Genomic DNA, 21,368 nt, shown 5'->3' with positions numbered 1-21,368 from the left:
ACTATGGCTGACGGTAAGAAACTGTCGTCGCTGGACGCGTCGTTTCTCTATCTGGAAACGCCGGAAATGCCGATGCATGTCGGGAGCATGGCGATCTTTCGCCTGCCGGACGACTACAAGGGCGACTTCTTCGAAGATTTCAAGGCGATGATCGTCTCGCGCCTGCACATCGCGCCGATCCTCAAAGCGCGGCTGGAGAAGGCGCCGCTCGACATCGATCATCCCTCCTGGGTCGAGGACGATCAGTTCGACATCGACCGTCACATCTTCCGCGCCAGCCTGCCGCAGCCACGCGACCGCGCCACGCTCGAACGCATCGTGGGCTGGATGCACGCCAAGCTCTTGAACCGCGCCCGCCCGCTCTGGGAGTTCTACGTGTTCGAGGGCATGAAGGACAACGAGGTCGGGCTTTATTCGAAGATGCATCATGCCGCCATCGACGGCGGCGCCGGTGCGGCGCTGACCAACATGATCTACGATATCTCGCCGATCCCGCGGAAGGTCGATGCGCCGACCGCGGGAGCGAAGCCCGGGCAGGAGCCGCGCGACATCGCAGCGAACCTGGTCGATTCCTACCAGCAGCTTTTCACCCAGCCGCTCGATGCATCGGCGGCCGCGAAGAACCTGCAACTGCCGCGCACCGGCAAGAGCGACATCGGTTCGATCCTGTTCGACAATGCGATGTACCAGATCGAGAGTGCGGTGCGCTTTGCCGGCAACATCCCGACCATGGTCAAGAGCGTCTCGGACGTGCTCGGCAAGATATCCGATCCAAAATCGCGCGAGAGCCTTGCCAGCATGGTGTCGCCGCCGACCATGCTCAACAAGTCGATCTCGTCCGAGCGCAGTTTCGCCGGCGTTTCGATCTCGCTGTCGCGATCCAAGGCGCTGGCCAAGCAGGCCGGCGGCAAGCTCAACGACGTCGTGCTGGCGCTCGCCTCCGGCGTGGTCCGGCGCTACCTCCAGCAACACGGAACGCTGCCGGCGAAGTCCCTGACCGCTGCCGTGCCGATCTCGCTTCGCGAGGAGGGCAACACCGAGGCCAACAACCAGGTGTTCGGCATGATCTGTTCGATCGCGACCAACATCGACGATCCCAAAGCACGCCTGGAAGCCATTATCGCGCAATCGACCAAGTCCAAGGAGATGTCGCATCCGCTGCGGGCACTGATGCCGCAGATCTCCAACATCTCGATGCTGGGCGCGCCGATCGTCGTGCAGATCATGGCGTTGCTCTACAGCCGCTCCGATTTGTCGAATGTGCTGCCGCCGGCTGCGAACATCACGGTGTCCAACGTGCCGGGGCCGCGGCAGACGCTCTACGCCGCGGGCGCGGAGCTGCTGCACATCTTTCCGGTGTCGATCTCGACGCACGGACAGGCGCTCAACATCACCGTGCAGAGCTATCGCGACCAGCTCGATTTCGGCTTCATCGTCGGCGCCAACATCATTCCGCACGTGCAGGTGATGTGCGACATGCTGCCGGAAGAATTCGCCGCGCTGGAGGCGGCCTATGCTTTGCCCGCCGCGGACATCAAGGGCGCCGCTGAGTAGGAATGTTTCGATGATTGAAATGCCACCGCTCAAGTTCGTGCAGACGAACGGAATCCGCATGGGCTATTACGAGGCGGGCCCGGTCACAGACAAGCCGCCGATGGTGCTGTGCCATGGCTGGCCCGAACTCGCATTTTCCTGGCGCCACCAGATCAAGGCGCTGAGCGAAGTCGGCATCCGGGTGATTGCGCCAGACCAGCGCGGCTACGGCGCGACCGACCGGCCAGAGCCGGTCGAGGATTATGACATGGAGCATTTGACCGGCGATCTGGTCGGGCTGCTCGATCATCTCGGGATCGACAAGGCGATCTTCGTCGGCCACGACTGGGGCGGATTCGTCGTCTGGCAGATGCCGCTGCGGCATCCTTCGCGCGTCGCCGGTGTGGTCGGCGTCAACACGCCGCATTGGGACCGCGCGCCGATCGATCCGATCGCGCTGTTCCGCCAGCGCTTCGGCGATCAGATGTACATCGTCCAGTTTCAGGATCCCGCGCGTGAGCCGGACAGGATCTTCGGCAGCCGCGTCGAGCAGACGTTCGACGCCTTCATGCGCAAGCCGCTGGCGCGGCCGGCGGAGAAACCGGAGGGGCCGCCGATCGCGGGTGTCGGCGCCTCGTCGAAGACCAATCTGGCATTCCCGCAGATGATCGCAGCCTACGATGCAAAGCACGATCCGCGTACGCCGATCCTGTCGGCCGACGAGAAGAAGGTGTTCGTCGATACGTTCACGAAAACCGGCTTCACCGGTGGCATCAACTGGTATCGCAACTTCACCCGCAATTGGGAGCGCGCGAAAGGCCTGGACCATCACGTGCACGTGCCGTCATTGATGATCATGGCCGAGAACGATGCTGTGCTGCCGCCGTCGGCGGCCGACGGCATGGAGACGCTGATATCTGATCTGGAGAAACATCTTGTGAAGGACAGCGGCCATTGGACGCAGCAGGAGAAGCCAGAGGAGGTCAGCGCCAAGCTGATCGAATGGCGTAGAAGGCGGTTTGGCTAGCTCGCAACGACGGCGTTGAATACCGAGGCAGGGGAAGCACTTTTAATGTCATCGAAGAACCGTCTGGACCCGATCCCGCAGCCGCCGACCAAGCCGGTGGTCGGCAACATGCTGTCGCTGGATTCGGCCGCACCGGTGCAGCATCTGACCCGGCTTGCCAAAGAGTTGGGGCCGATCTTCTGGCTCGACATGATGGGCTCGCCGATCGTGGTCGTCTCCGGCCACGATCTCGTCGACGAGCTCTCGGACGAGAAGCGCTTCGACAAGACGGTGCGCGGCGCGCTGCGGCGGGTACGCGCGGTCGGTGGCGACGGCCTGTTCACGGCCGACACCAGGGAGCCGAACTGGAGCAAGGCGCACAACATCCTGCTCCAGCCCTTCGGCAACCGCGCCATGCAGTCCTATCACCCGAGCATGGTCGACATTGCCGAGCAGCTCGTCGGTAAATGGGAACGGCTCAACGCCGACGACGAGATCGACGTCGTCCACGACATGACGGCACTGACGCTGGATACGATCGGCCTGTGCGGCTTCGACTACCGCTTCAATTCGTTCTACCGGCGCGACTACCATCCTTTCGTCGAGTCGCTGGTGCGCTCGCTCGAAACCATCATGATGACGCGCGGCCTGCCGTTCGAGCAGCTCTGGATGCAGAAGCGGCGCAAGACGATGGCTGAAGACGTCGACTTCATGAACAAGATGGTCGACGAGATCATTGCCGAGCGCCGCAAGGGAGGCGAGGCGACCGACGACAAGAAGGATATGCTTGCGGCGATGATGACGGGCGTCGATCGTTCGACCGGCGAGCAGCTCGACGATGTCAACATCCGCTATCAGATCAACACGTTCCTGATCGCAGGCCACGAGACCACGAGCGGCCTGTTGTCCTGCACGCTCTATGCGCTGCTCAAGCACCCCGACATTCTCAAGAAGGCCTATGACGAGGTTGACCGCGTCTTCGGTCCCGACGTCAATGTACGGCCAACTTATCAGCAGGTCACGCAGCTCACCTACATCACGCAGATCCTGAAGGAGGCGCTGCGGCTATGGCCGCCGGCGCCGGCATATGGCATCTCGCCGCTGAACGACGAGACCATCGGCGGCGGCAAGTACAAGCTCAGGAAGGGTACGTTCACCACCATCCTGGTGACCGCGCTGCATCGCGATCCCTGGGTCTGGGGTCCGAACCCGGACGCGTTCGATCCGGAGAATTTCAGCCGGGAGGCGGAAGCCAAGCGGCCGATCAATGCCTGGAAACCGTTCGGCAACGGCCAGCGCGCCTGCATCGGCCGCGGCTTCGCCATGCACGAGGCCGCGCTCGCGCTCGGCATGATCCTCCAGCGCTTCAAGCTGATCGACCACCAGCGCTACCAGATGCATCTGAAGGAAACGCTGACGATGAAGCCGGAAGGCTTCAAGATCAAGGTCCGTCCGCGCGCCGATCGCGAGCGCGGCGCCTATGGTGGACCTGTGGCGGTGTCGTCGGCGCCGAAGGCCCCACGTCAGCCCACCGCGCGTCCCGGCCACAACACGCCGATGCTGGTGCTCTACGGCTCCAATCTCGGCACCGCCGAGGAGCTGGCGACGCGGATGGCCGACCTTGCCGAGATCAACGGCTTTGCCGTGCATCTGGGGCCGCTCGACGATTACGTCGGCAAGCTGCCGCGGGAGGGCGGCGTGCTGATCATCTGCGCCTCCTACAACGGTGCGCCGCCGGACAATGCGACCCAATTCGTCAAATGGCTCGGCGACGAACTGCCGAAGGATGCGTTTGCCAACGTGCGCTACGCGGTGTTCGGCTGCGGCAATAGTGACTGGGCCGCGACCTACCAGTCGGTGCCGCGCTTCATCGATGAGCAGTTGTCGAAGCATGGTGCGCGCGCGGTCTATCCGCGCGGCGAAGGCGATGCGCGCAGCGATCTCGACGGCCAGTTCCAGAAATGGTTTCCGGCGGCCGCCCAGATCGCGACCAAGGAGTTCGGCATCGACTGGAATTTCACCCGTACCGCGGAAGACGATCCGCTCTACGCGATCGAGCCGGTCGCGGTGACCGCCGTCAACACCATCGTCGCCCAAGGCGGCGCGGTGGCCATGAGGGTGCTGGTCAATGACGAGCTTCAGAATAAGGCCGGTTCCAATCCGTCGGAGCGCTCGACGCGCCACATCGAGGTGCAGCTGCCGTCCAACATCAATTACCGCGTCGGTGATCATCTGAGCGTGGTTCCGCGCAACGATCCGACGCTGGTGGATTCGGTCGCCCGTCGCTTTGGCTTCCTGCCGGCCGACCAGATCAGGCTTCAGGTCGCCGAAGGCCGCCGCGCGCAATTGCCTGTCGGCGATGCCGTGTCGGTCGGCCGCCTACTCAGCGAGTTCGTCGAGCTCCAGCAAGTGGCGACGCGGAACCAGATCAAGATCATGGCCGAGCACACGCGCTGCCCGGTGACCAAGCCGAAGCTGCTGGCCTTCGTTGGCGAGGAGCCCGAGCCGCTCGAGCGCTATCGCAGCGAAATTCTGGCCAGGCGGAAATCGGTGTTCGATCTGCTGCTCGAATATCCGGCCTGCGAACTGCCGTTCCACGTCTATCTGGAAATGCTCTCGCTGCTGGCGCCGCGTTATTATTCGATCTCGTCTTCGCCGTCGGTGGACTCGGTTCGTTGCAGCGTCACGGTCGGCGTGGTTGAAGGGCCGGCCGCCTCGGGCCGCGGCACCTACAAGGGTATTTGCTCGAACTATCTCGCCAATCGACGCGCGGGCGACGTGATCCATGCAACCGTGCGTGAGACCAAGGCCGGCTTCCGGCTGCCGGACGATCCATCCGTGCCGATCGTCATGTTCGGCCCGGGCACGGGACTGGCGCCGTTCCGCGGCTTCCTCCAGGAGCGCGCTGCGCGCAAGGCCAAGGGCGCCGCGCTCGGCCCGGCCATGCTGTTTTTCGGCTGCCGGCATCCCGATCAGGATTTTCTCTACGCGGACGAGCTGAAAGCGCTGGCCGCAAGCGGCATCACCGAGCTGTTCACGGCATTCTCGCGCGCGGAGGGCCCGAAGACCCATGTGCAGCACGTCCTCGCGGCCCAGAAAGACAAGGTCTGGCCGCTGATCGAGCGGGGCGCGATCGTCTATGTCTGTGGTGACGGCAGCAACATGGAGCCCGACGTGAAGGCGGCGCTGGTCGCGATCCATCGCGAGAAGAGCGGCAGCGATGCCGCCACGGCTGCCCGCTGGATCGAGGAGATGGGCGCCAAGAACAGGTATGTGCTGGACGTGTGGGCAGGTGGATAATCCGGCGGCCGATCGTGCTAAAGCTCTCGCATGATTCCATGGGAAAAGATCGACACCGCCAAAATCCCCGGTTCCGATGAAGAGCTTCGCCTGATGCGGCGAGGCAAGGAGTTTTCCATCAAGCTCGGCACCAACGAGCTGATGAACAACCGCCTGTCGGGCTCGGAGGCCGCGCTCGCCACACTCGCGGCGAAGCAGATCGAGACGGTCGCAAAGCCTGTCGTCCTCATCGGCGGCCTGGGCATGGGTTTTACGCTGCGTGCGGCGCTTACCGTGCTGGGAGGCAAGGCGAAGATCGTGGTTTGCGAGCTCGTGCCGGCGGTGGTCGCCTGGGCGCGGGGCCCGATGGCGCAGGTGTTCGGCGACAGTCTCGATGACGTCAGGGTGAGCATCCGGGAAACCGACGTCGGCGAAACCATCCGGGCGCAGCCGTCGGCCTTCGATGCCATTCTCCTCGACGTCGACAACGGGCCCGAAGGGCTGACCCGGAAGGGCAATGATGCGCTCTACAATGCGAGCGGGTTGAAGGCGGCGAAGACGGCGCTGCGGCCGGGAGGCGTGCTCGCGGTCTGGTCCTCGGGACCCAACCCGGCCTTCACCAAGCGGCTCGGGACTGCTGGCTTCGACGTCAACGAAGTCAACATTCGCGCCACCGGAAGAGGCGGTGGCGCGCGCCACGTGATCTGGCTGGCCAGGAAGAGCTAGGCGGCTATTTGTAGCCCGGATGAGCGCAGCGAAATCCGGGACGGGCGATCCGCGCAAGAACCCCGATTGCGCTGCGTTCCATCCGGGCTACGGCTCCGAGCTAGAACATCGTGTTGTTGTTCGCCGGATTTTCCGGGATTGGTTGCACCACGTCCCAGTGTTCGACCACCTTGCCGTTCTCCAGCTTGAAGATGTCGACGATCGCGTTGCCCCTGCTGCCGGGCTCGCGAACCGCGTGAACGTGCAGGATGACGTAGTCGCCATCCACGAAGCTGCGCTTGATCTCGCTGTGCGAGTTCGGGAACTTATCGCGGAGGAAGCCGATGAACTTTCGGAAGCCGTCCGGACCATCGGCCGCGTTAGGATTGTGCTGGACGTAGCGGTCGCCGACATGGGCGAGGGCTGCATCGGCGTCCTTTTGGTTGAGCCCCTTCTCGTAGAACGCAAGGACAGTCTTGCGATTGGCTTCTTCTTGCGCGCTACCCGCCATCGCGGCGCCGCTGGCGAGGGACAGCGTGAGGACTGAAGCAGCGACGATTGCGGCCGACCGGACGATGAGATGCATGTGAACTCCGAGAGGCCGCAGCCTCTTTCTTGCGGATTGAGGTTCTTGGCAATCGAGGAAAGGCTGTATAGCTTCCGTGCCGGCTTGCGTTAAGAGAGTAACCGGCAGCTCACATGGTCACCGTGAGGAGACCTTCTGGGTCGGTTTACGCCGCACGCGCCGCCGCGCCATGTGCGTGCTGGGCGATGGCGCCGATGATCTCCGGCCAGAACCGCATCGGCAGCGCGTGGCCCATGCCTTCGATCATCAGCAGCTTTGCGCCGGGAATTGACTGTGCCGTGTCCCTGCCGCCCTCGGGGCGGACCAGCGGATCGACGGTGCCATGGATGACCAGCGTCGGTGTCTTGACGCCGTACAGTCGCTCCTTGCGGCTGCCGGAGGCGAGCACCGCCCTGAGCTGCCGGCCGACGCCGGCCGGATTGAGCCCGCGCGCGAACACGCGCTCGGCACGACCGGGATCGAGCGCCTCTTCCTCCGGAAAGGACCCGGCCCGCAACACGTTCCAGGTCTGGCCGTAGCGGACGATGAACTCCTCCTTGCTGCGCGGCGGCGGAGCCATCAGCATCGCGGCGGCCTCACGTGTCGGGGGCGGCACGCGCGGATTGCCGGTCGTCGACATGATCGAGGTGAGTGAGCGCACGCGCTCGGGAAACGACAACGTCACTTCCTGCGCAATCATGCCGCCCATGGACGCCCCGACCAGATGCGCCGACTTGATGCCGAGTGCGTCCATCAGCCCGACCGTGTCTTTCGCCATGTCGATCAGCTTGTAGGTCGCGGCCACGGGAATCCTGAGAAACCGAAGCTTCAACAACTCGAGCGGCGTCAGACGCTTGCCGCCGGTGAGATGGCTCGACTTGCCGATGTCGCGATTGTCGAACCGAACGACGCGAAAGCCGTGCGCGGCGAGCTGCTCGCAGAACGCATCGTCCCAGTGGATCATCTGGGCGCCTAACCCCATGATCAGCAGCAGCGGCTCGGCATTGTCGTTGCCGAAAGTCTCGTAACAGATGTCGATGCCGTTGGCGTGGACGGTTTGCGGCGGATGATAGGCGCTCACGGCTGCGTTCCCTTCGGCTTTTGATCAATGCTGTATCGCACGGTTTCGCCTCGCAATGAAGCCGCGTCCGCGACACCGGACCCGCTGCTTGCCGGTTGACCGGCACCGCGCAACGGTGTGGTATGGCAAAAAAGGAAGGGCATCGAAGCTCTCGAGTTCAGGAGGACGCCGATGACCGACAAGAGCAACGACCCCATTGCCATGTGGCAGAAGATGGTTGGCGAGATGGAGAAGGGGTTCAATTCCTTCGCCAATCAGGCCATGTCGTCGCCCGAGTTTTCACAAGCCGTGAACCGGGCCGGCGGTGTTGCTGCAGGTGCTCAGAAGCAGCTCGGCGACCTCATGGAAAAATATCTGGTCTCCATGAATCTGCCGAGCCGGGACCAGGTCACCGGCCTTGCGGAACGGCTGCAGTCCATCGAAGGACAGATCGGTGAGATCAAGTCGATGCTGAGCCAGATGGCGGCGAGTTCCGGCATTTCTCAGGGCTCCGACACTGCATTGCGCCCGCCGCGCACCAAGCGCCCGCCGTCTGAAGGCGGAGAGCAGACATGAATGCACCCGCCGGATTAGATTTCGCAGGGATCCCGGAGCGCATCCAGTCCGAGGTGCAGCGCGCCATCCAGCGCAGCATCAAAGGCGTCGAATATTTCTCGACGTCGGGTCCCACGCTCGGCTCGACCCCGAAGGACGTGCTGCATTCGCGCGGCACGATGAGCCTCTACCACTATCGTCCGATGTCCGACGAGATCTACCGAATTCCGATCTTGATCGTGATGGCGACCACCAACCGCGGTTACATTCTCGACCTCGTGCCCGGCCAGAGTTTCATCGAGTTCCTGTTGAAGCGCGGTTACGACGTCTACATGCTCGACTGGAGCGCGCCGCGGCCGGAGGAGAAGAGCCTCCGCATGGAGGACTATGTCCTCGACTTCATCCCGGATTGCATCCGCCGCGTGCAGCAGGATTCCGGCGAACAGGACGTCTCCGTCATCGGCTATTGCTTCGGCGGCGTGCTGTCGCTGCTCTACGGCTCGATCCACAGGGACGGGCCGATGAAGAATTTGATCTGCTTCACCACGCCGATCGACTTTCGCGAGATGAAATTGTTCTCGAACTTCTCCGACCGTCGCTACTTCGACGTCGATCGCCTCGTCGACAGCGTCGGCAACGTGCCGCCCGAGATGATCCTGTCGTCGTTCGAGATGCTGCGCCCGGCCTCGCGCACCGTCAGCCAGATCCAACTCTGGGAAAACATCTGGAACGACGAGTTCGTCAAATCCTACCGGATGTTCGACCGCTGGGCGACCGACACGCTGCCGCTGGCCGGCGAATATTTCCGCACCATCACCAAGGACCTGATGTGGGACAACAAGCTGTTCAACGATACCATGTCGGTCGGCGGCCGTGCTGCGAAGCTCGAGGACATCAAGGTGCCGTTCCTGCATGCGGTGGCGGAGCATGATCACATCGTGCCTTATGAGGCGGCAAAGCACCTGATCGCCAAGATCGGATCGGAGGACAAGGAGGAGGTGATGCTGAAGGGCGGTCACGTCTCGCTGGTCGCCGGCGCCAATGCGGTGAAGCGGCTATGGCCGAAACTGGATTCCTGGCTGGGGAAGAGATCGACATGAGTGAGCAGCGTTCCTATCCGCGTCATGTGAAGACGGACGCGGGCGATATCGAGATCCGCCTGATGTCGCCTGCGGACGAAGCCGCGGTGCTCGCCTTCGGCAAGGGGCTGCCGACCCACGACCTGTTGTTCCTGCCGCGCAACATCAGTGAGCCGAAGGTGCTCTCCGCCTGGGTCAAGGAGATCGAGCGCGGCGCGATCACGAGCCTGCTCGCGGTCAGGGACGGCACGGTGGTCGGCTGCGGCACGCTGGTGCGTGACCCGCACTCCTGGTCGCCCCATGTCGGCGAGATCCGGATGGTGGTTTCGCTCGATGTGCGCGGAAAGGGGGTGGGTCGGACGCTGTCGCAGGAGACCTTCGCACTCGCGCTCGGCGCCGGCCTCGAGAAGCTCTCGGTTCAGATGACGGTCGATCAGCAGGCGGCGATCACGTTGTTCGAGAGCCTCGGCTTCAAGGCCGAGGCACTGCTGCGCGATCATGTCCGCGACGTCGACGGCAAGACCCACGATATCGTCGTGCTCGGGCACAACATCGCGCAGGTCCAGGCGCAGATGGAGGCCTACGGGCTGCCCGGCGCCGTCCAGCCCTGAGAACCTCTGAGCGGGTGTCTGGGAACCGGGTGGTCAGGGAGGCGCCAGATTGCCTCTCATTAAGGCTGTTCACGATTTCGTGATATCGCACTGCAATATGGATGTTGCATCGCACAATTAACTATGCCATATAAGCCCTGCCCCGGGCCAAAACCGGACGGGGTGAGCCCATAGCTCAACCCAATGAGGATGGAGAGACCCCAATGACCACCGAAACCAACACCGCTTTCGAAGGCTTCAAGGACGCGTTCAAGAACATCCAGAACCTGGAAGTTCCCGAGGCCGCCCGCGAGTTCGTCAAGAAGTCCGCCAATACCGCCAAGGACCGTGCTGCCGAAGTGTTCGCTGGCTCCGAGCGCGTGACCGCCGCCGTCGAGAACGCGGTGACCGAGTCCGTCACAGAAGCCGGCAAGATCAGCCGCAACATCCAGCAGGCGATCTACGAGGACGCCGAGGCATTCTTCGCGGGTATCGACAAGCTCGCGTCCGCCAAGTCGTTCAGCGAAGCTGTCGAGATCCAGTCCGGCCTGCTCCGCGCCCGCGGCGAAGCGTTCGTCTCGCGCGCCAAGGCGACCACCGACTATTTCGGCAAGCTCGCCGCCAACGGTGCGAAGTCCGCTCAGGACAATTTTGCCAAGGTCTACAACAAGACCGCCTGATACGGCGTCCTGGGTACAAACTGAATTTGAGGCCCGCTTCGGCGGGCCTTTTGTTTTTCCGCCGTAGCTGTCCTTGCGAGCCAACGGGTCCGCGCGAAGCGCGGCCCGATGACAGGCTCCGCGAAGCAATCCAGTCTGCCTCCTTGGAAAGACTCTGGATTGCTTCGCTTCGCTCGCAATGACGGATAGGGTGATGCTGTGATGACTCCATCAGGCGCCTTCTCTTTCGACACTCCTGGCGACGCAGAACGCGCGGCCGAATTGCGCCGCGTGAAAGCGCTGGCGACGCTGGTGCTGGCCTCGACGCTCGTCCTGTTCGTCGTCGCGAAATGGCTGCTGCCCGTGCATCCGGTGTTCGGTTTCATCGCGGCCTTCGCCGAAGCCGCGACCATCGGCGGGCTCGCTGACTGGTATGCGGTGGTCGCGCTGTTCAAGCGTCCGCTCGGCCTCCCAATCCCGCACACCGCGATCATCCAGAGCAATCAGGCCCGCATCGCCGACAAACTTGGCGAGTTCATTCAGGTCCATTTCCTCGAGGCTGGTCCGGTCGAGGCCAAGCTGAACGAGATCGATTTCGGCTCCTTCGTCGCCGACTGGCTGCGCGACCGCAAGCGTAGTGACGACCTTGCGCGCTTTGCGTTGCGCCTGCTGCCGGAGGCCGTCTCCGCGACGGAAAGCTCGGGCCTGATGACCTTCATCCTTCGCCGCATGTCCTCGCAGCTCCAGGCGATCGACCTCGCGCCGCTCGCGGCTGGCACATTGCGCGGCTTCGTTTCCGAGGGGCGTCACCAGATCCTGTTCGACGATCTCCTGCGCGTGATGCACGAGACGCTGAACCAGACCGAGACGATGGCGATGATCCGCGAGAAGGTGCGTGCGGAGTTGCCGACCCTGCTCAGGCTCTACCGGGCCGACAAATTTCTGGTCAACAAGATCGTGGCCTCCGCCACCGCTTTCTTCAATGAGGTGCGCAGCGATCCCAAGCATCCGTTCCGCGGTGAGTTCGACCGCATGGTGCTGAGCTTCGTCGACCGGCTCGGCACCGACCAGGCCTATATCGACCGCATCGACGGTTTGAAGCGCGATCTGCTCGCGCGTCCCGAACTCGCCGATCTCGCCCGTACCGTCTGGGACAACACACGGTCCTTCATCGAACGTAGTGCAAGCGGCGAGACGCAGGTGCTGCAGCATCATCTCGCCGGAATGTGTGTCGCGGCGGGCGAAGCGCTTGCCGGCGATGCCGAGCTGCGCGGCGAGATCAACAAGGGTCTGGTCGCGGTGCTGCGCAGTTTCGTCGCGGACCAGAAGAGCGGCGTTTCGACCTTCATTTCCGACCAGGTCAAATCGTGGGACATGGCGCAGCTGATTTCGCTGATCGAAATCAACATTGGCCGCGACCTGCAATACATCCGTTTCAACGGCTCGCTGATCGGCGGGCTCGCGGGCCTTGCGCTTTACTCCGTAGAATTCCTGCTTCGATTGTTGTGACTTTTGCGTCACGGACGTCCGCATTAACGCGGGGGCCTATTGTGGCCTCGGGTTTCACCCGCTTGAATGTCGGGAACCGGCGTCCTAGCTGATTCATGGTGCGCTGCGGAACGTTCGAAAAGCTGGCGTGTTGGAATTCATACCTATTTGCCGGCCTCGCAGCCGGTGATCTTTTCAGCATTTCTTCCGAGGGATCCATTGATGACCGCTACTGCCCAGACGCTGAGCCCGCCGTCCCGTACTCTGATGTTGCTGGAAGGGCGCGCGATCCACGAGTTCGGCGCATTCCTTGGCGCGCTGCCGCTGCTCAGCCTCGCGCCGCGCGGTGATGGGCATCCAGTGCTGGTGCTGCCGGGCCTCGTGGCCTCCGACGGGTCCACGCGCGCGTTGCGCACGTTTCTGTCAGGCAAGGGCTATGCGGTGAGCGGCTGGCGCCAGGGCCGCAATTACGGCCTGCGCGAGGGCGTGCAGCACGCGATGGTGGATCTGGTTCAGGAGCTCAGCGACAGGCACAGCCGCAAGATCAGCCTGGTCGGCTGGAGCCTCGGCGGTCTCTATGCGCGCCAGCTCGCCAAGATGATGCCCGACCGCGTACGCCAGGTGATCACGCTCGGCAGCCCGTTTGCCGGCGATCCGCATTCGACCAATGCCTGGCGCGTCTATGAATGGGCAAGCGGGCGGAAGTCCGACGAGGTCGATCCCCAGTTCGGCGGCGATCTCGCCGTTCCGCCGCCGGTGCCGACCACGGCGATCTTCAGCCGCACCGACGGCGTCTGCGCCTGGCAGGGCTGTATGGAGAAGACGGGCACGCAGACCGAGAGCATCGAGATCGAGAGCAGCCATTGCGGCATGGGCCATCATCCCGCCGCTGTGTTCGCGGTGGCTGATCGCCTTGCGCAGAAGGAAGGCAGCTGGCGGCCCTTCGACCGCAGCGGCTGGCGCAGCGTGGTCTATCCCGATCCGCATCGGTAGGGCTCTTCTTCACCTCGCCCCGCTTGCGGGGAGAGGTCGGATCGCATCGGAGATGCGATCCGGGTGAGGGGGACTCTCCGCGAGTCCAACTCCCACCGTTTCTGAGGAAGCAGCCCCTCACCCCAACCCTCTCCCCGTAAGGACGGGGAGAGGGAGAAGCAAGACCGTCGCACCCGTCCATTGTCGCGCCCGCACCAAACGCGCTATGCCTCGCGCATGGCGCATCCGTTGTCCCGCATCATCGAGCAGCTCAAACGCGAGCCGTCGCGCACCGGCTCCATCGTCATCACGGTGTTCGGCGATGCGATCGTGCCGCGTGGCGGCTCGGTATGGCTCGGCACGCTGCTGGAATTCTTCGAGAGCCTGGACATCGACAGCGGCGTGGTGCGTACCGCGATGTCCCGGCTTGCCGCCGATGGCTGGCTGACGCGCGAAAAGGTCGGCCGCAACAGCTTTTATCGCCTGGCCGACAAGGGCCGCCAGATCTTCGAGGCCGCGACACGCCATATCTACGATCCGCCGCCATCCGACTGGACCGGCCGCTTCGAACTGCTTCTGATCGGCAATGGCGAGGATCGCGACGTCTCGCGCGAGGCGCTCCGCAATGCCGGCTTCGGCAGCCCGCTGCCGGGCGTGTGGGTCGCGCCGTCAGGCGTGCCAGTGCCGGACGAGGCCGCGGGCGCCATCCGTCTGGAAGTCTCGGCCGAGGATGACAGCGGTCGCCGGCTGCTCAGTGCGAGCTGGCCGCTGGATCGTACCGCGGACGCCTATCTCAAGTTCATGAAGACGTTCGAGCCGCTGCGCACCGCGATCGCGCGCGGCACGGGCTTATCCGAAGCAGACGCCTTCACGGCGCGCATCCTCCTGATCCACCATTACCGTCGCGTCGTGCTGCGCGATCCGCTGCTGCCCGAAAGCCTGCTTCCGGCGAACTGGCCGGGCAAGGCCGCCCGCGCGCTGTGCGGCGACATCTATCGCGCGCTGCTTGCCCCATCGGAACAATGGCTTGATGGCCATGGAACCAATGAAAAGGGCCCATTGCCGCCGGCGCGAAAACTCCTGGAACGGAGATTCGAGGCCTGATCGTTATGTTACAGAAATATCTTGCATGAGATAATTCTTGTTATATATTGCCTCTCAATAAAATGGGAGGATGCGCATGTATACCCAGGCGCTGAACACGACCGAGGCGGATGACCGCAGCCTCGAGGACACAGCTAAGGCGGCGCAGTTTCAGGCCCGCATCGATGCCGAGGAGCGCATCGAGCCGAACGACTGGATGCCGGCGGCCTATCGCAAGACGCTGACGCGCCAGATCTCCCAGCACGCTCATTCCGAAATCGTCGGCATGCTGCCCGAAGGCAACTGGATCACGCGCGCACCGTCGTTGCGCCGCAAGGCCGCGCTGCTCGCCAAGGTGCAGGACGAGTGCGGCCACGGGCTCTACCTCTATGCCGCCGCCGAGACGCTCGGCACTTCGCGCGAAGAGCTGGTCGATGCCATGCTCGCGGGCAAAGCCAAATATTCCTCGATCTTCAACTACCCGACGTTGACCTGGGCCGACATCGGCACCATCGGCTGGCTGGTCGACGGCGCCGCGATCATGAACCAGATCCCGCTGTGCCGCTGCTCCTACGGTCCTTACGCGCGCGCGATGATCCGCGTCTGCAAGGAGGAATCGTTCCACCAGCGCCAGGGCTATGAGATCATGCTGACGCTGTGCCGCGGCTCGGACGAGCAGAAGGCGATGGCGCAGGATGCCCTGAATAGGTGGTGGTGGCCGGTGCTGATGATGTTCGGCCCGCCCGATGCCACCAGCCAGCACAGCGACACCTCGACGAAATGGAAGATCAAGCGCTTCTCCAATGACGAGCTGCGCCAGAAGTTCGTCGATGCCACCGTGCCGCAGGCGCAATATCTCGGCCTCGCCATTCCCGATGCCGGCATGATTCAGGATGCGGACGGGCACTGGCGTTACAGCGAGATCGACTGGACCGAGTTCAAGCAGGTGCTCGCCGGCAACGGCCCGTGCAACCGTGACCGGATGGCCGCGCGCCGCAAGGCGCACGACGAGGGCGCCTGGGTACGCGAGGCGGCAGCTAGCTATGCCGCCAAGCGCGCGCAGCGTCGAACTGCACAAGCGGCAGAGTAGGGAGATCACGATGGCCACGCCGAACACGCCGCTGTGGGAAGTCTTCATTCGCAGCCGCAACGGGCTCGCGCACAAGCATGTCGGATCGCTGCATGCGAGCGACGCCACGATGGCCCTGCAGGCCGCCCGCGATATCTACACCCGTCGCGGCGAGGGTCTTTCGATCTGGGTCGTGCCGTCGACGGCGATCACCGCAAGTGATCCCGCGGAGAAGGGCATGATGTTCGAGCCGGCGGAATCGAAGATCTACCGGCACCCGACGTTTTACGAGGTGCCTGAAGAAGTGGGGCACATGTGATGGCGAGCGCCAACACCCAGGTCTCCGAAACGCCGCTGGTGCTCTACGCATTGCGCCGCGCCGACGATGCGCTGATCCTCGGCCACAGGCTGTCGGAATGGTGCGGACATGCGCCGATGCTGGAAGAGGACATGGCGCTCTCCAACATCGCGCTCGACCTCATCGGCCAGGCCCGCGAACTCTACACCTACGCAGCCAAGGCCGAAGGCAAGGACAACGACGAGGACAAGCTCGCCTATCTGCGCGACGTCAGGCAGTACCGTAATTTGCTGCTGGTCGAGCAGCCCAATGGAGATTTCGCCCAGACGCTGGTGCGGCAGTTCTTCTATTCCGCCTTCGCTGATCTCTACTGGCACGCCATGATGACCTCGCGCGATACGACGCTCGCTGCGATTGCCGCGAAGTCGGAGAAGGAGAGTGCCTATCATTTGCGGCATTCCTCGGAGTGGATCATCCGGCTCGGCGACGGCACCGACGAAAGCCATGCCCGCGCGCAGGCCGCGATCAATCATCTCTGGGCGTTCACCGGCGAGATGTTTGCCGTCGACGATGGCGAGCGCGCCTTGATCCATGCCGGTATCGCCGTAGACCCAGGGACCTTGCGGGGTCGCTGGCTGACGACACTCTCGGATGTGATCGGCGAAGCCACGCTCAAGCTGCCGCAGAACGACTGGATGCAGCAGGGCGGCCGCATGGGCCGGCACAGCGAGCACCTCGGCCATCTTCTCGCAGAGCTGCAATCGATGCAGCGCACTTTCCCGGGGCAGACATGGTAACGGTGCTGGAGCCCGATAGCGAACTGCGCCAACGGGCCTGGGATGCCGCGGCGAGCGTGGTCGATCCCGAAATCCCGGTTTTGACCATCGCCGATCTTGGCGTGCTCCGTGATGTCATCCTCGATGGTGATCATGTCGAGGTCGCGATCACCCCGACCTATTCGGGCTGCCCGGCCATGAACATGATCGCGCTGGAAATCGAGGTCGCGCTGGAGCGCGCCGGTTTCCGCAGTCCAAAGGTCCGCACTGTGCTCTCGCCGGCCTGGACCACCGACTGGATGAGCGAAGAGGGCCGCCGGAAGCTTCACGCCTACGGGATCGCGCCGCCGCAGGATTCGAATTCACGCCGCGCGCTGTTCGGCGAGCAAGCCGTTATGTGCCCGCAATGCGGCTCGGCGAATACCGAGTTGCTGTCCGAATTCGGCTCCACCTCCTGCAAGGCGCTCTGGCGCTGCAGGGCCTGCCGCGAACCCTTCGATTATTTCAAGTGTCATTGACCATGTCAGCAGCCGCACCGCGCTTTCATCGCCTGGCCGTCAACGACCTCCGCCGCGAAGCGTCGGACGCCGTATCGCTGACATTCGCCATCCCGGCGGAGCTTGCGACCGACTACGCCTTCACCCCCGGCCAATACCTCACGCTCCGCACCACGCTGGATGGCGAGGAAGTGCGCCGCTCCTATTCGATCTGCTCTGGCCCCGACGACGGCGAGATACGCATCGCAGTAAAGAAGATCGATGGTGGCGCGTTTTCGAGCTGGGCAGCGGAGGATCTGAAGTGTGGCGACGCGCTGGACGTGATGACGCCCACGGGACGCTTCGGCGTGATCCCGCCGGCCGGCGCCGGCCGCATCCATGTCGGCTTTGCCGCCGGCTCCGGCATCACGCCGATCCTGTCGATCGTCAAGAGCACGCTTGCGCGCGAGCCGGACAGCCAGTTCTTCCTGTTCTACGGCAATCGCACGACCGACAACATCATGTTCCTCGAGGCGCTCGAAGAGCTCAAGGATCGCTTCATCGACCGGCTCTCGATCTTCCACGTCATCTCCGGCGAGGAGCAGGACATTCCGATCCTGCACGGCCGGCTCGACGGCGACAAGGTGAGGGTGCTGCTGCGCTCGCTGGTACCGGCGGAAAGCGTCGATCACGTCTTCATCTGCGGTCCGTCCGGCATGAGCGAGGACATCGAGGCGACTTGCCGAGGGCTCGGCATCGCGGAAGAGCGTATCCATGTCGAGCGCTTCGTCTCCGAGTTCGGTGGCAAGCCGCGGCCGAAGAAGATGGTTGCGCCGGACGCGCCGCCGAAAGCGATCGCGTCGCTGATCATCGACGGCAAGCGCCGCGACGTGCCGGTGGCCGAGGACGAGGCGATCCTCGATGCTGCACTACGCGCCGGTGTCGATCTGCCCTTCGCCTGCAAGGGTGGCATGTGCTCGACCTGCCGTGCAAAACTGGTGGAGGGTGAGGCGCCGATGGACATCAACTACTCGCTGGAACCCTGGGAGTTGAAGGCTGGCTTTGTCCTGACCTGTCAGGCCAAGCCATCGACGGAGCGGGTTGTGGTCGATTACGATCACGTTTGACAGTTTTAGCCAGGCAGCAGAACATCGTGTCCAAACAATCGGACAGGAGAAGCGCGTGAACGTCAAAGCCGCCTTGTCGCCCGAGGATGTTGCCCGCGCCTGCGCCGATGCGATGTGGGCGGAGGACGATGCCTCCAAGGGACTCGGCATGGAGATTGTCGAGATCGGACCGGGCTATGCGACGCTGGCGATGAACGTGCGGCCGGACATGGTCAACGGTCAGCGCATCGCCCATGGCGGTTTCATCTTCACGTTGGCAGATTCCGCCTTCGCTTTCGCGTGCAACTCGCACAACGACCGCGTCGTGGCGGCGCAGGGCCAGATCACCTTCATCAAGCCGGGCAAGCTCGGCGATCGCCTCGTCGCAAGAGCGCGCGAGATCACGCGCGGCGGCCGCTCCGGCATCTATGACGTGCGCGTCACCGCCGGCGATACAGTCATCGCCGAATTTCGCGGGCATTCGCGGGTCATTCCCGGCAATTGGCTGCCGGCGCAGGATCAATAAAGAAAAGCAATGATGCGGGGAAACGAGGATGGCTCTGACGAGGCTCAAGGAAGGTGGTAACACCTATCGCGCCGAAATGGATGCGCATGAGCGCGCATCGCGCGACGAGATCAAGGCGCTCCAGACGGAGCGGCTGGCCTGGTCGTTGAAGCACGCCTACGACAACGTCGCGCACTATCGCAACGCCTTCGACGCGGCCGGCGTGCACCCGTCCGACTTTCGAGAGCTCTCGGACCTTGCGAAATTTCCGTTCACCGTGAAGACGGACCTGCGCGACAATTATCCCTTCAACATGTTTGCCGTGCCCCGTGAAAAGTTGGTGCGCGTGCACGCGTCCTCCGGCACGACGGGCAAGCCGATCGTGGTCGGCTATACACAACGCGACATCGACACATGGTCGGACGTGATGGCGCGCTCGATCCGCGCCGCCGGCGGTCGAACTGGCATGATCATCCACAATGCCTATGGCTACGGTCTCTTCACCGGCGGGTTAGGGGTGCACTATGGCGCCGAAAAACTCGGCTGCACCGTGGTGCCGATCTCCGGGGGCATGACCGAGCGGCAGGTGCAGCTCATCAACGACTTCCGGCCCGACATCATCACGGTGACGCCGAGCTACATGCTGGCGATCCTCGACGAGTTCAAGCGCCAGAAGCTCGATCCGCGTCAATGCTCGCTCAAGGTCGGCATCTTCGGCGCGGAGCCCTGGACCAATGCGATGCGCGGCGAGATCGAGGACGCCTTCGACATGGATGCGACCGACATCTACGGTCTTTCCGAGGTGATCGGGCCCGGCGTTGCGCAGGAATGTATCGAGAGCAAGGACGGCCTGCACATCTGGGAAGACCATTTCTATCCTGAAGTGATCGACCCCGACACCGGTGCGGTGCTGCCTGACGGGGAGAAGGGCGAACTGGTGTTTACCTCGCTCACCAAGGAAGCCTTTCCGGTGATCCGCTATCGCACCCGCGACCTGACGCGGCTTCTGCCGGGCACGGCGCGGCCCGGCATGCGACGGATGGAGAAAGTGACGGGGCGCTCGGACGACATGATCATCCTGCGCGGCGTCAACCTGTTCCCGACCCAGATCGAGGAGGTTCTGCTCGCCACCGACTGGTGCGGAGGGCATTTCATTCTGGAACTGACCCGCGAAGGCCGCATGGACGAGTTGACCATCATTGCCGAGGCGCGGCCGGAGAGCTGGGACGGCCGGGGCCTTCTCGATCATGCGAGCCGGATCTCGACGCACATCAAGAACACCATCGGCATCAGCTCCAGGGTGAGCGTGGTTGCGCCGGCCACGCTGGAACGCTCGCTCGGCAAGGCCAAGCGCCTCTACGACAAGCGGCCCAAGGATTAGGTCCCCTCATGGTGAGGGGGCGCGTAGCGCCGTCTCGAACCATGCAGGCCAGGATGCTGCAACGCGGGCCTTCATCCTTTGAGACGCTGCTGGCGCGGCTCCTCGGGATGAGGGGAGGCAGGTTGACTTGGGTCTCTCCAAGGGCGACAAGGCCGGCGAGAAATCGCGGGTCTTTCCATGTCAATAGCCGATCCCAAAGCCGTCGATGCGCGCTGTGTGCGCCTCACCGCGAAGGCCGAGAACGCGGCTGCGGTTGCGCCGGTGGTTGAGCCTCACGCGCTTGTTCGCGGCCCTAACGATCTGCTGATCGAGGTGAAGGCCGCCGCCGTCAATCCGTCCGATGTCAAGGCCGCGACCGGGCTGATGCCCTATGCCGTCTTCCCGCGCACGCCGGGTCGCGATTACGCGGGTGTAGTGATTGACGGGCCGGCCGGTATGATCGGCCGCGAAGTGTTCGGCTCCTCCGGCGATCTCGGCATCCGTCGCGACGGCACCCACGCCAGCCATCTCGTCGTTGAATCTGACGCGGTTGTCGACAAGCCGAAAACCGTATCCTGGGAGGAGGCCGCCGGCATCGGCGTGCCCTTCGTCACCGCCATGGAGGGCTTTCGCCGCGCCGGCATTCCAAAGCCCGGGGAATCGGTGCTGGTATTCGGCGTCAACGGCAAGGTCGGTCAGGCGGCGGTGCAGATCGCGACCTGGCAGGGCGCGCGTGTCATCGGCGTGGTGCGGAAGGCGGAAGCTTATGAGGGCCATACCAACGCGGCCATCGAGGTGATCGACGCTTCCGCGACCGACGTCGCCACACGCGTGCGCGAGTTGACCGGGAGTAAAGGTGCCGACATCGTCTTCAACACGGTCGGCGATCCCTATTTCCAGGCGGCGCACAAGTCGCTCGCGCTTCGCGGCCGCCAGATCCTGATCGCCGCGATCGACCGCATCGTGCAGTTCAACATCCTCGAATTCTACCGCGGGCAACACACCTATGTCGGCATCGACACGCTCGGCCTCTCGTCGATCGCGACAGGCGCTGTGCTGCGTGACCTCGGCCCGGGCTTCGCGAGCGGGCACCTGAAACCGTTCGCGATCAAGGCGAACGCCGTCTATCCGCTCGAACGCGCGAAGGAGGCCTATGTCGCCGTTGCAGGCTCGTCGCGGGATCGCGTGATCCTGAAGCCTTGAT

21 protein-coding genes are annotated in these 21,368 nt (G+C 63.6%); 19 read left to right on the top strand and 2 right to left on the bottom strand.

Annotation, left to right across the window (positions count from 1 at the left end):
- The first annotated feature begins 3 nt into the window (after nt 1-3).
- From AC0L20_RS13495 to AC0L20_RS13480, 4 genes are read left to right on the top strand one after another with little or no spacing between them, the layout of a single operon-like run.
- Nucleotides 4-1,554, top strand: coding sequence for a WS/DGAT/MGAT family O-acyltransferase (locus AC0L20_RS13495; RefSeq protein ID WP_456765318.1), 1,551 nt, complete (start codon nt 4-6; stop codon nt 1,552-1,554).
- A 10-nt stretch (nt 1,555-1,564) separates the two neighbouring features.
- Complete coding sequence (locus tag AC0L20_RS13490) at nt 1,565-2,560, top strand: alpha/beta fold hydrolase (RefSeq protein ID WP_473288916.1); 996 nt, start codon at nt 1,565-1,567, stop codon at nt 2,558-2,560.
- Between the two features lie 45 nt (nt 2,561-2,605).
- On the top strand, nt 2,606-5,839 hold the full coding sequence (locus AC0L20_RS13485) for a bifunctional cytochrome P450/NADPH--P450 reductase (protein WP_473288915.1): 3,234 nt from the start codon (nt 2,606-2,608) through the stop codon (nt 5,837-5,839).
- A 30-nt stretch (nt 5,840-5,869) separates the two neighbouring features.
- Nucleotides 5,870-6,544 carry a spermidine synthase gene (locus AC0L20_RS13480; protein WP_473288914.1) on the top strand — a complete coding sequence of 225 codons (675 nt, stop codon included), beginning with the start codon at nt 5,870-5,872 and terminating at the stop codon, nt 6,542-6,544.
- Between the two features lie 100 nt (nt 6,545-6,644).
- Here the strand turns inward: AC0L20_RS13480 and AC0L20_RS13475 are convergent, their stop codons facing one another.
- Nucleotides 6,645-7,109: a nuclear transport factor 2 family protein gene (locus AC0L20_RS13475; RefSeq protein ID WP_473288913.1), complete on the bottom strand. Its 465-nt coding sequence runs from the start codon at nt 7,107-7,109 to the stop codon at nt 6,645-6,647.
- 145 nt (nt 7,110-7,254) lie between these two features.
- Nucleotides 7,255-8,169, bottom strand: coding sequence for an alpha/beta fold hydrolase (locus AC0L20_RS13470; protein WP_473288912.1), 915 nt, complete (start codon nt 8,167-8,169; stop codon nt 7,255-7,257).
- A gap of 171 nt (nt 8,170-8,340) precedes the next feature.
- Between AC0L20_RS13470 and AC0L20_RS13465 the strand changes: the two genes are divergently transcribed.
- The 15 genes from AC0L20_RS13465 (at nt 8,341) to AC0L20_RS13395 (ending at nt 21,367) form a co-directional block, all read left to right on the top strand.
- Nucleotides 8,341-8,724 carry a hypothetical protein gene (locus AC0L20_RS13465; protein ID WP_247425902.1) on the top strand — a complete coding sequence of 128 codons (384 nt, stop codon included), beginning with the start codon at nt 8,341-8,343 and terminating at the stop codon, nt 8,722-8,724.
- Nucleotides 8,721-9,803, top strand: coding sequence for a PHA/PHB synthase family protein (locus AC0L20_RS13460; protein WP_007593822.1), 1,083 nt, complete (start codon nt 8,721-8,723; stop codon nt 9,801-9,803). Before AC0L20_RS13465 ends, AC0L20_RS13460 begins: the two co-directional genes overlap by 4 nt.
- On the top strand, nt 9,800-10,393 hold the full coding sequence (locus AC0L20_RS13455) for a GNAT family N-acetyltransferase (RefSeq protein ID WP_473288911.1): 594 nt from the start codon (nt 9,800-9,802) through the stop codon (nt 10,391-10,393). The genes AC0L20_RS13460 and AC0L20_RS13455 overlap by 4 nt, the downstream gene beginning before the upstream one ends.
- Nucleotides 10,394-10,596: 203 nt before the next feature.
- Nucleotides 10,597-11,052: a phasin gene (locus tag AC0L20_RS13450; RefSeq protein ID WP_027568907.1), complete on the top strand. Its 456-nt coding sequence runs from the start codon at nt 10,597-10,599 to the stop codon at nt 11,050-11,052.
- A 201-nt stretch (nt 11,053-11,253) separates the two neighbouring features.
- The gene (locus AC0L20_RS13445) at nt 11,254-12,540 is read left to right on the top strand and encodes a DUF445 domain-containing protein (protein ID WP_473288910.1); all 1,287 of its coding nucleotides are present in this window, start codon (nt 11,254-11,256) and stop codon (nt 12,538-12,540) included.
- Nucleotides 12,541-12,741: 201 nt separating this feature from the next.
- Nucleotides 12,742-13,512: an esterase/lipase family protein gene (locus AC0L20_RS13440; RefSeq protein WP_473288909.1), complete on the top strand. Its 771-nt coding sequence runs from the start codon at nt 12,742-12,744 to the stop codon at nt 13,510-13,512.
- 216 nt (nt 13,513-13,728) lie between these two features.
- Nucleotides 13,729-14,595, top strand: a complete 867-nt coding sequence (gene paaX / locus AC0L20_RS13435) for a phenylacetic acid degradation operon negative regulatory protein PaaX (protein WP_473288908.1) — start codon at nt 13,729-13,731, stop codon at nt 14,593-14,595.
- A gap of 76 nt (nt 14,596-14,671) precedes the next feature.
- On the top strand, nt 14,672-15,664 hold the full coding sequence (gene paaA / locus AC0L20_RS13430) for a 1,2-phenylacetyl-CoA epoxidase subunit PaaA (protein ID WP_473288907.1): 993 nt from the start codon (nt 14,672-14,674) through the stop codon (nt 15,662-15,664).
- 10 nt (nt 15,665-15,674) lie between these two features.
- Nucleotides 15,675-15,962 (top strand): 1,2-phenylacetyl-CoA epoxidase subunit PaaB, encoded by a 288-nt coding sequence (paaB, locus tag AC0L20_RS13425; RefSeq protein ID WP_008136594.1) that lies wholly within the window; start codon nt 15,675-15,677, stop codon nt 15,960-15,962.
- The gene (gene paaC, locus AC0L20_RS13420; protein WP_473288906.1) at nt 15,962-16,738 is read left to right on the top strand and encodes a 1,2-phenylacetyl-CoA epoxidase subunit PaaC; all 777 of its coding nucleotides are present in this window, start codon (nt 15,962-15,964) and stop codon (nt 16,736-16,738) included. The genes paaB and paaC overlap by 1 nt, the downstream gene beginning before the upstream one ends.
- On the top strand, nt 16,732-17,235 hold the full coding sequence (paaD, locus tag AC0L20_RS13415) for a 1,2-phenylacetyl-CoA epoxidase subunit PaaD (RefSeq protein ID WP_473288905.1): 504 nt from the start codon (nt 16,732-16,734) through the stop codon (nt 17,233-17,235). The genes paaC and paaD overlap by 7 nt, the downstream gene beginning before the upstream one ends.
- A 2-nt stretch (nt 17,236-17,237) precedes the next feature.
- On the top strand, nt 17,238-18,320 hold the full coding sequence (gene paaE / locus AC0L20_RS13410; RefSeq protein ID WP_473288904.1) for a 1,2-phenylacetyl-CoA epoxidase subunit PaaE: 1,083 nt from the start codon (nt 17,238-17,240) through the stop codon (nt 18,318-18,320).
- Nucleotides 18,321-18,375: 55 nt separating this feature from the next.
- Nucleotides 18,376-18,825 (top strand): hydroxyphenylacetyl-CoA thioesterase PaaI, encoded by a 450-nt coding sequence (paaI, locus tag AC0L20_RS13405; RefSeq protein WP_456765304.1) that lies wholly within the window; start codon nt 18,376-18,378, stop codon nt 18,823-18,825.
- A gap of 28 nt (nt 18,826-18,853) precedes the next feature.
- The gene (gene paaK, locus AC0L20_RS13400; protein WP_456765303.1) at nt 18,854-20,185 is read left to right on the top strand and encodes a phenylacetate--CoA ligase PaaK; all 1,332 of its coding nucleotides are present in this window, start codon (nt 18,854-18,856) and stop codon (nt 20,183-20,185) included.
- A gap of 177 nt (nt 20,186-20,362) precedes the next feature.
- Entirely contained in the window at nt 20,363-21,367 is a 1,005-nt protein-coding gene (locus tag AC0L20_RS13395) for a quinone oxidoreductase family protein (RefSeq protein ID WP_473288903.1), read from the top strand.
- Nucleotide 21,368 lies beyond the last annotated feature (1 nt).

It is taken from the genome of Bradyrhizobium sp. Kon58, from assembly GCF_055807455.1.
Note: the sequence above shows the minus strand (reverse complement) of the source record. Positions and strands in the feature narration are given on the sequence as shown.

Excerpts from the sequence above, each read along its gene's own strand:
- paaB (WP_008136594.1), top strand. The coding sequence starts at position 15,675 with ATGGCCACGCCGAACACGCCGCTGTGGGAAGTCTTCATTCGCAGCCGC.
- paaD (WP_473288905.1), top strand. The coding sequence starts at position 16,732 with ATGGTAACGGTGCTGGAGCCCGATAGCGAACTGCGCCAACGGGCCTGG.
- AC0L20_RS13465 (WP_247425902.1), top strand. The coding sequence starts at position 8,341 with ATGACCGACAAGAGCAACGACCCCATTGCCATGTGGCAGAAGATGGTT.
- paaE (WP_473288904.1), top strand. The coding sequence starts at position 17,238 with ATGTCAGCAGCCGCACCGCGCTTTCATCGCCTGGCCGTCAACGACCTC.
- AC0L20_RS13485 (WP_473288915.1), top strand. The coding sequence starts at position 2,606 with ATGTCATCGAAGAACCGTCTGGACCCGATCCCGCAGCCGCCGACCAAG.
- paaC (WP_473288906.1), top strand. The coding sequence starts at position 15,962 with ATGGCGAGCGCCAACACCCAGGTCTCCGAAACGCCGCTGGTGCTCTAC.
- AC0L20_RS13395 (WP_473288903.1), top strand. The coding sequence starts at position 20,363 with ATGTCAATAGCCGATCCCAAAGCCGTCGATGCGCGCTGTGTGCGCCTC.
- AC0L20_RS13460 (WP_007593822.1), top strand. The coding sequence starts at position 8,721 with ATGAATGCACCCGCCGGATTAGATTTCGCAGGGATCCCGGAGCGCATC.
- paaA (WP_473288907.1), top strand. The coding sequence starts at position 14,672 with ATGTATACCCAGGCGCTGAACACGACCGAGGCGGATGACCGCAGCCTC.
- AC0L20_RS13450 (WP_027568907.1), top strand. The coding sequence starts at position 10,597 with ATGACCACCGAAACCAACACCGCTTTCGAAGGCTTCAAGGACGCGTTC.
- AC0L20_RS13480 (WP_473288914.1), top strand. The coding sequence starts at position 5,870 with ATGATTCCATGGGAAAAGATCGACACCGCCAAAATCCCCGGTTCCGAT.
- paaX (WP_473288908.1), top strand. The coding sequence starts at position 13,729 with ATGGCGCATCCGTTGTCCCGCATCATCGAGCAGCTCAAACGCGAGCCG.
- AC0L20_RS13475 (WP_473288913.1), bottom strand. The coding sequence starts at position 7,109 with ATGCATCTCATCGTCCGGTCGGCCGCAATCGTCGCTGCTTCAGTCCTC.
- AC0L20_RS13490 (WP_473288916.1), top strand. The coding sequence starts at position 1,565 with ATGATTGAAATGCCACCGCTCAAGTTCGTGCAGACGAACGGAATCCGC.
- AC0L20_RS13445 (WP_473288910.1), top strand. The coding sequence starts at position 11,254 with ATGACTCCATCAGGCGCCTTCTCTTTCGACACTCCTGGCGACGCAGAA.
- AC0L20_RS13440 (WP_473288909.1), top strand. The coding sequence starts at position 12,742 with ATGACCGCTACTGCCCAGACGCTGAGCCCGCCGTCCCGTACTCTGATG.
- AC0L20_RS13455 (WP_473288911.1), top strand. The coding sequence starts at position 9,800 with ATGAGTGAGCAGCGTTCCTATCCGCGTCATGTGAAGACGGACGCGGGC.
- AC0L20_RS13495 (WP_456765318.1), top strand. The coding sequence starts at position 4 with ATGGCTGACGGTAAGAAACTGTCGTCGCTGGACGCGTCGTTTCTCTAT.
- paaK (WP_456765303.1), top strand. The coding sequence starts at position 18,854 with ATGGCTCTGACGAGGCTCAAGGAAGGTGGTAACACCTATCGCGCCGAA.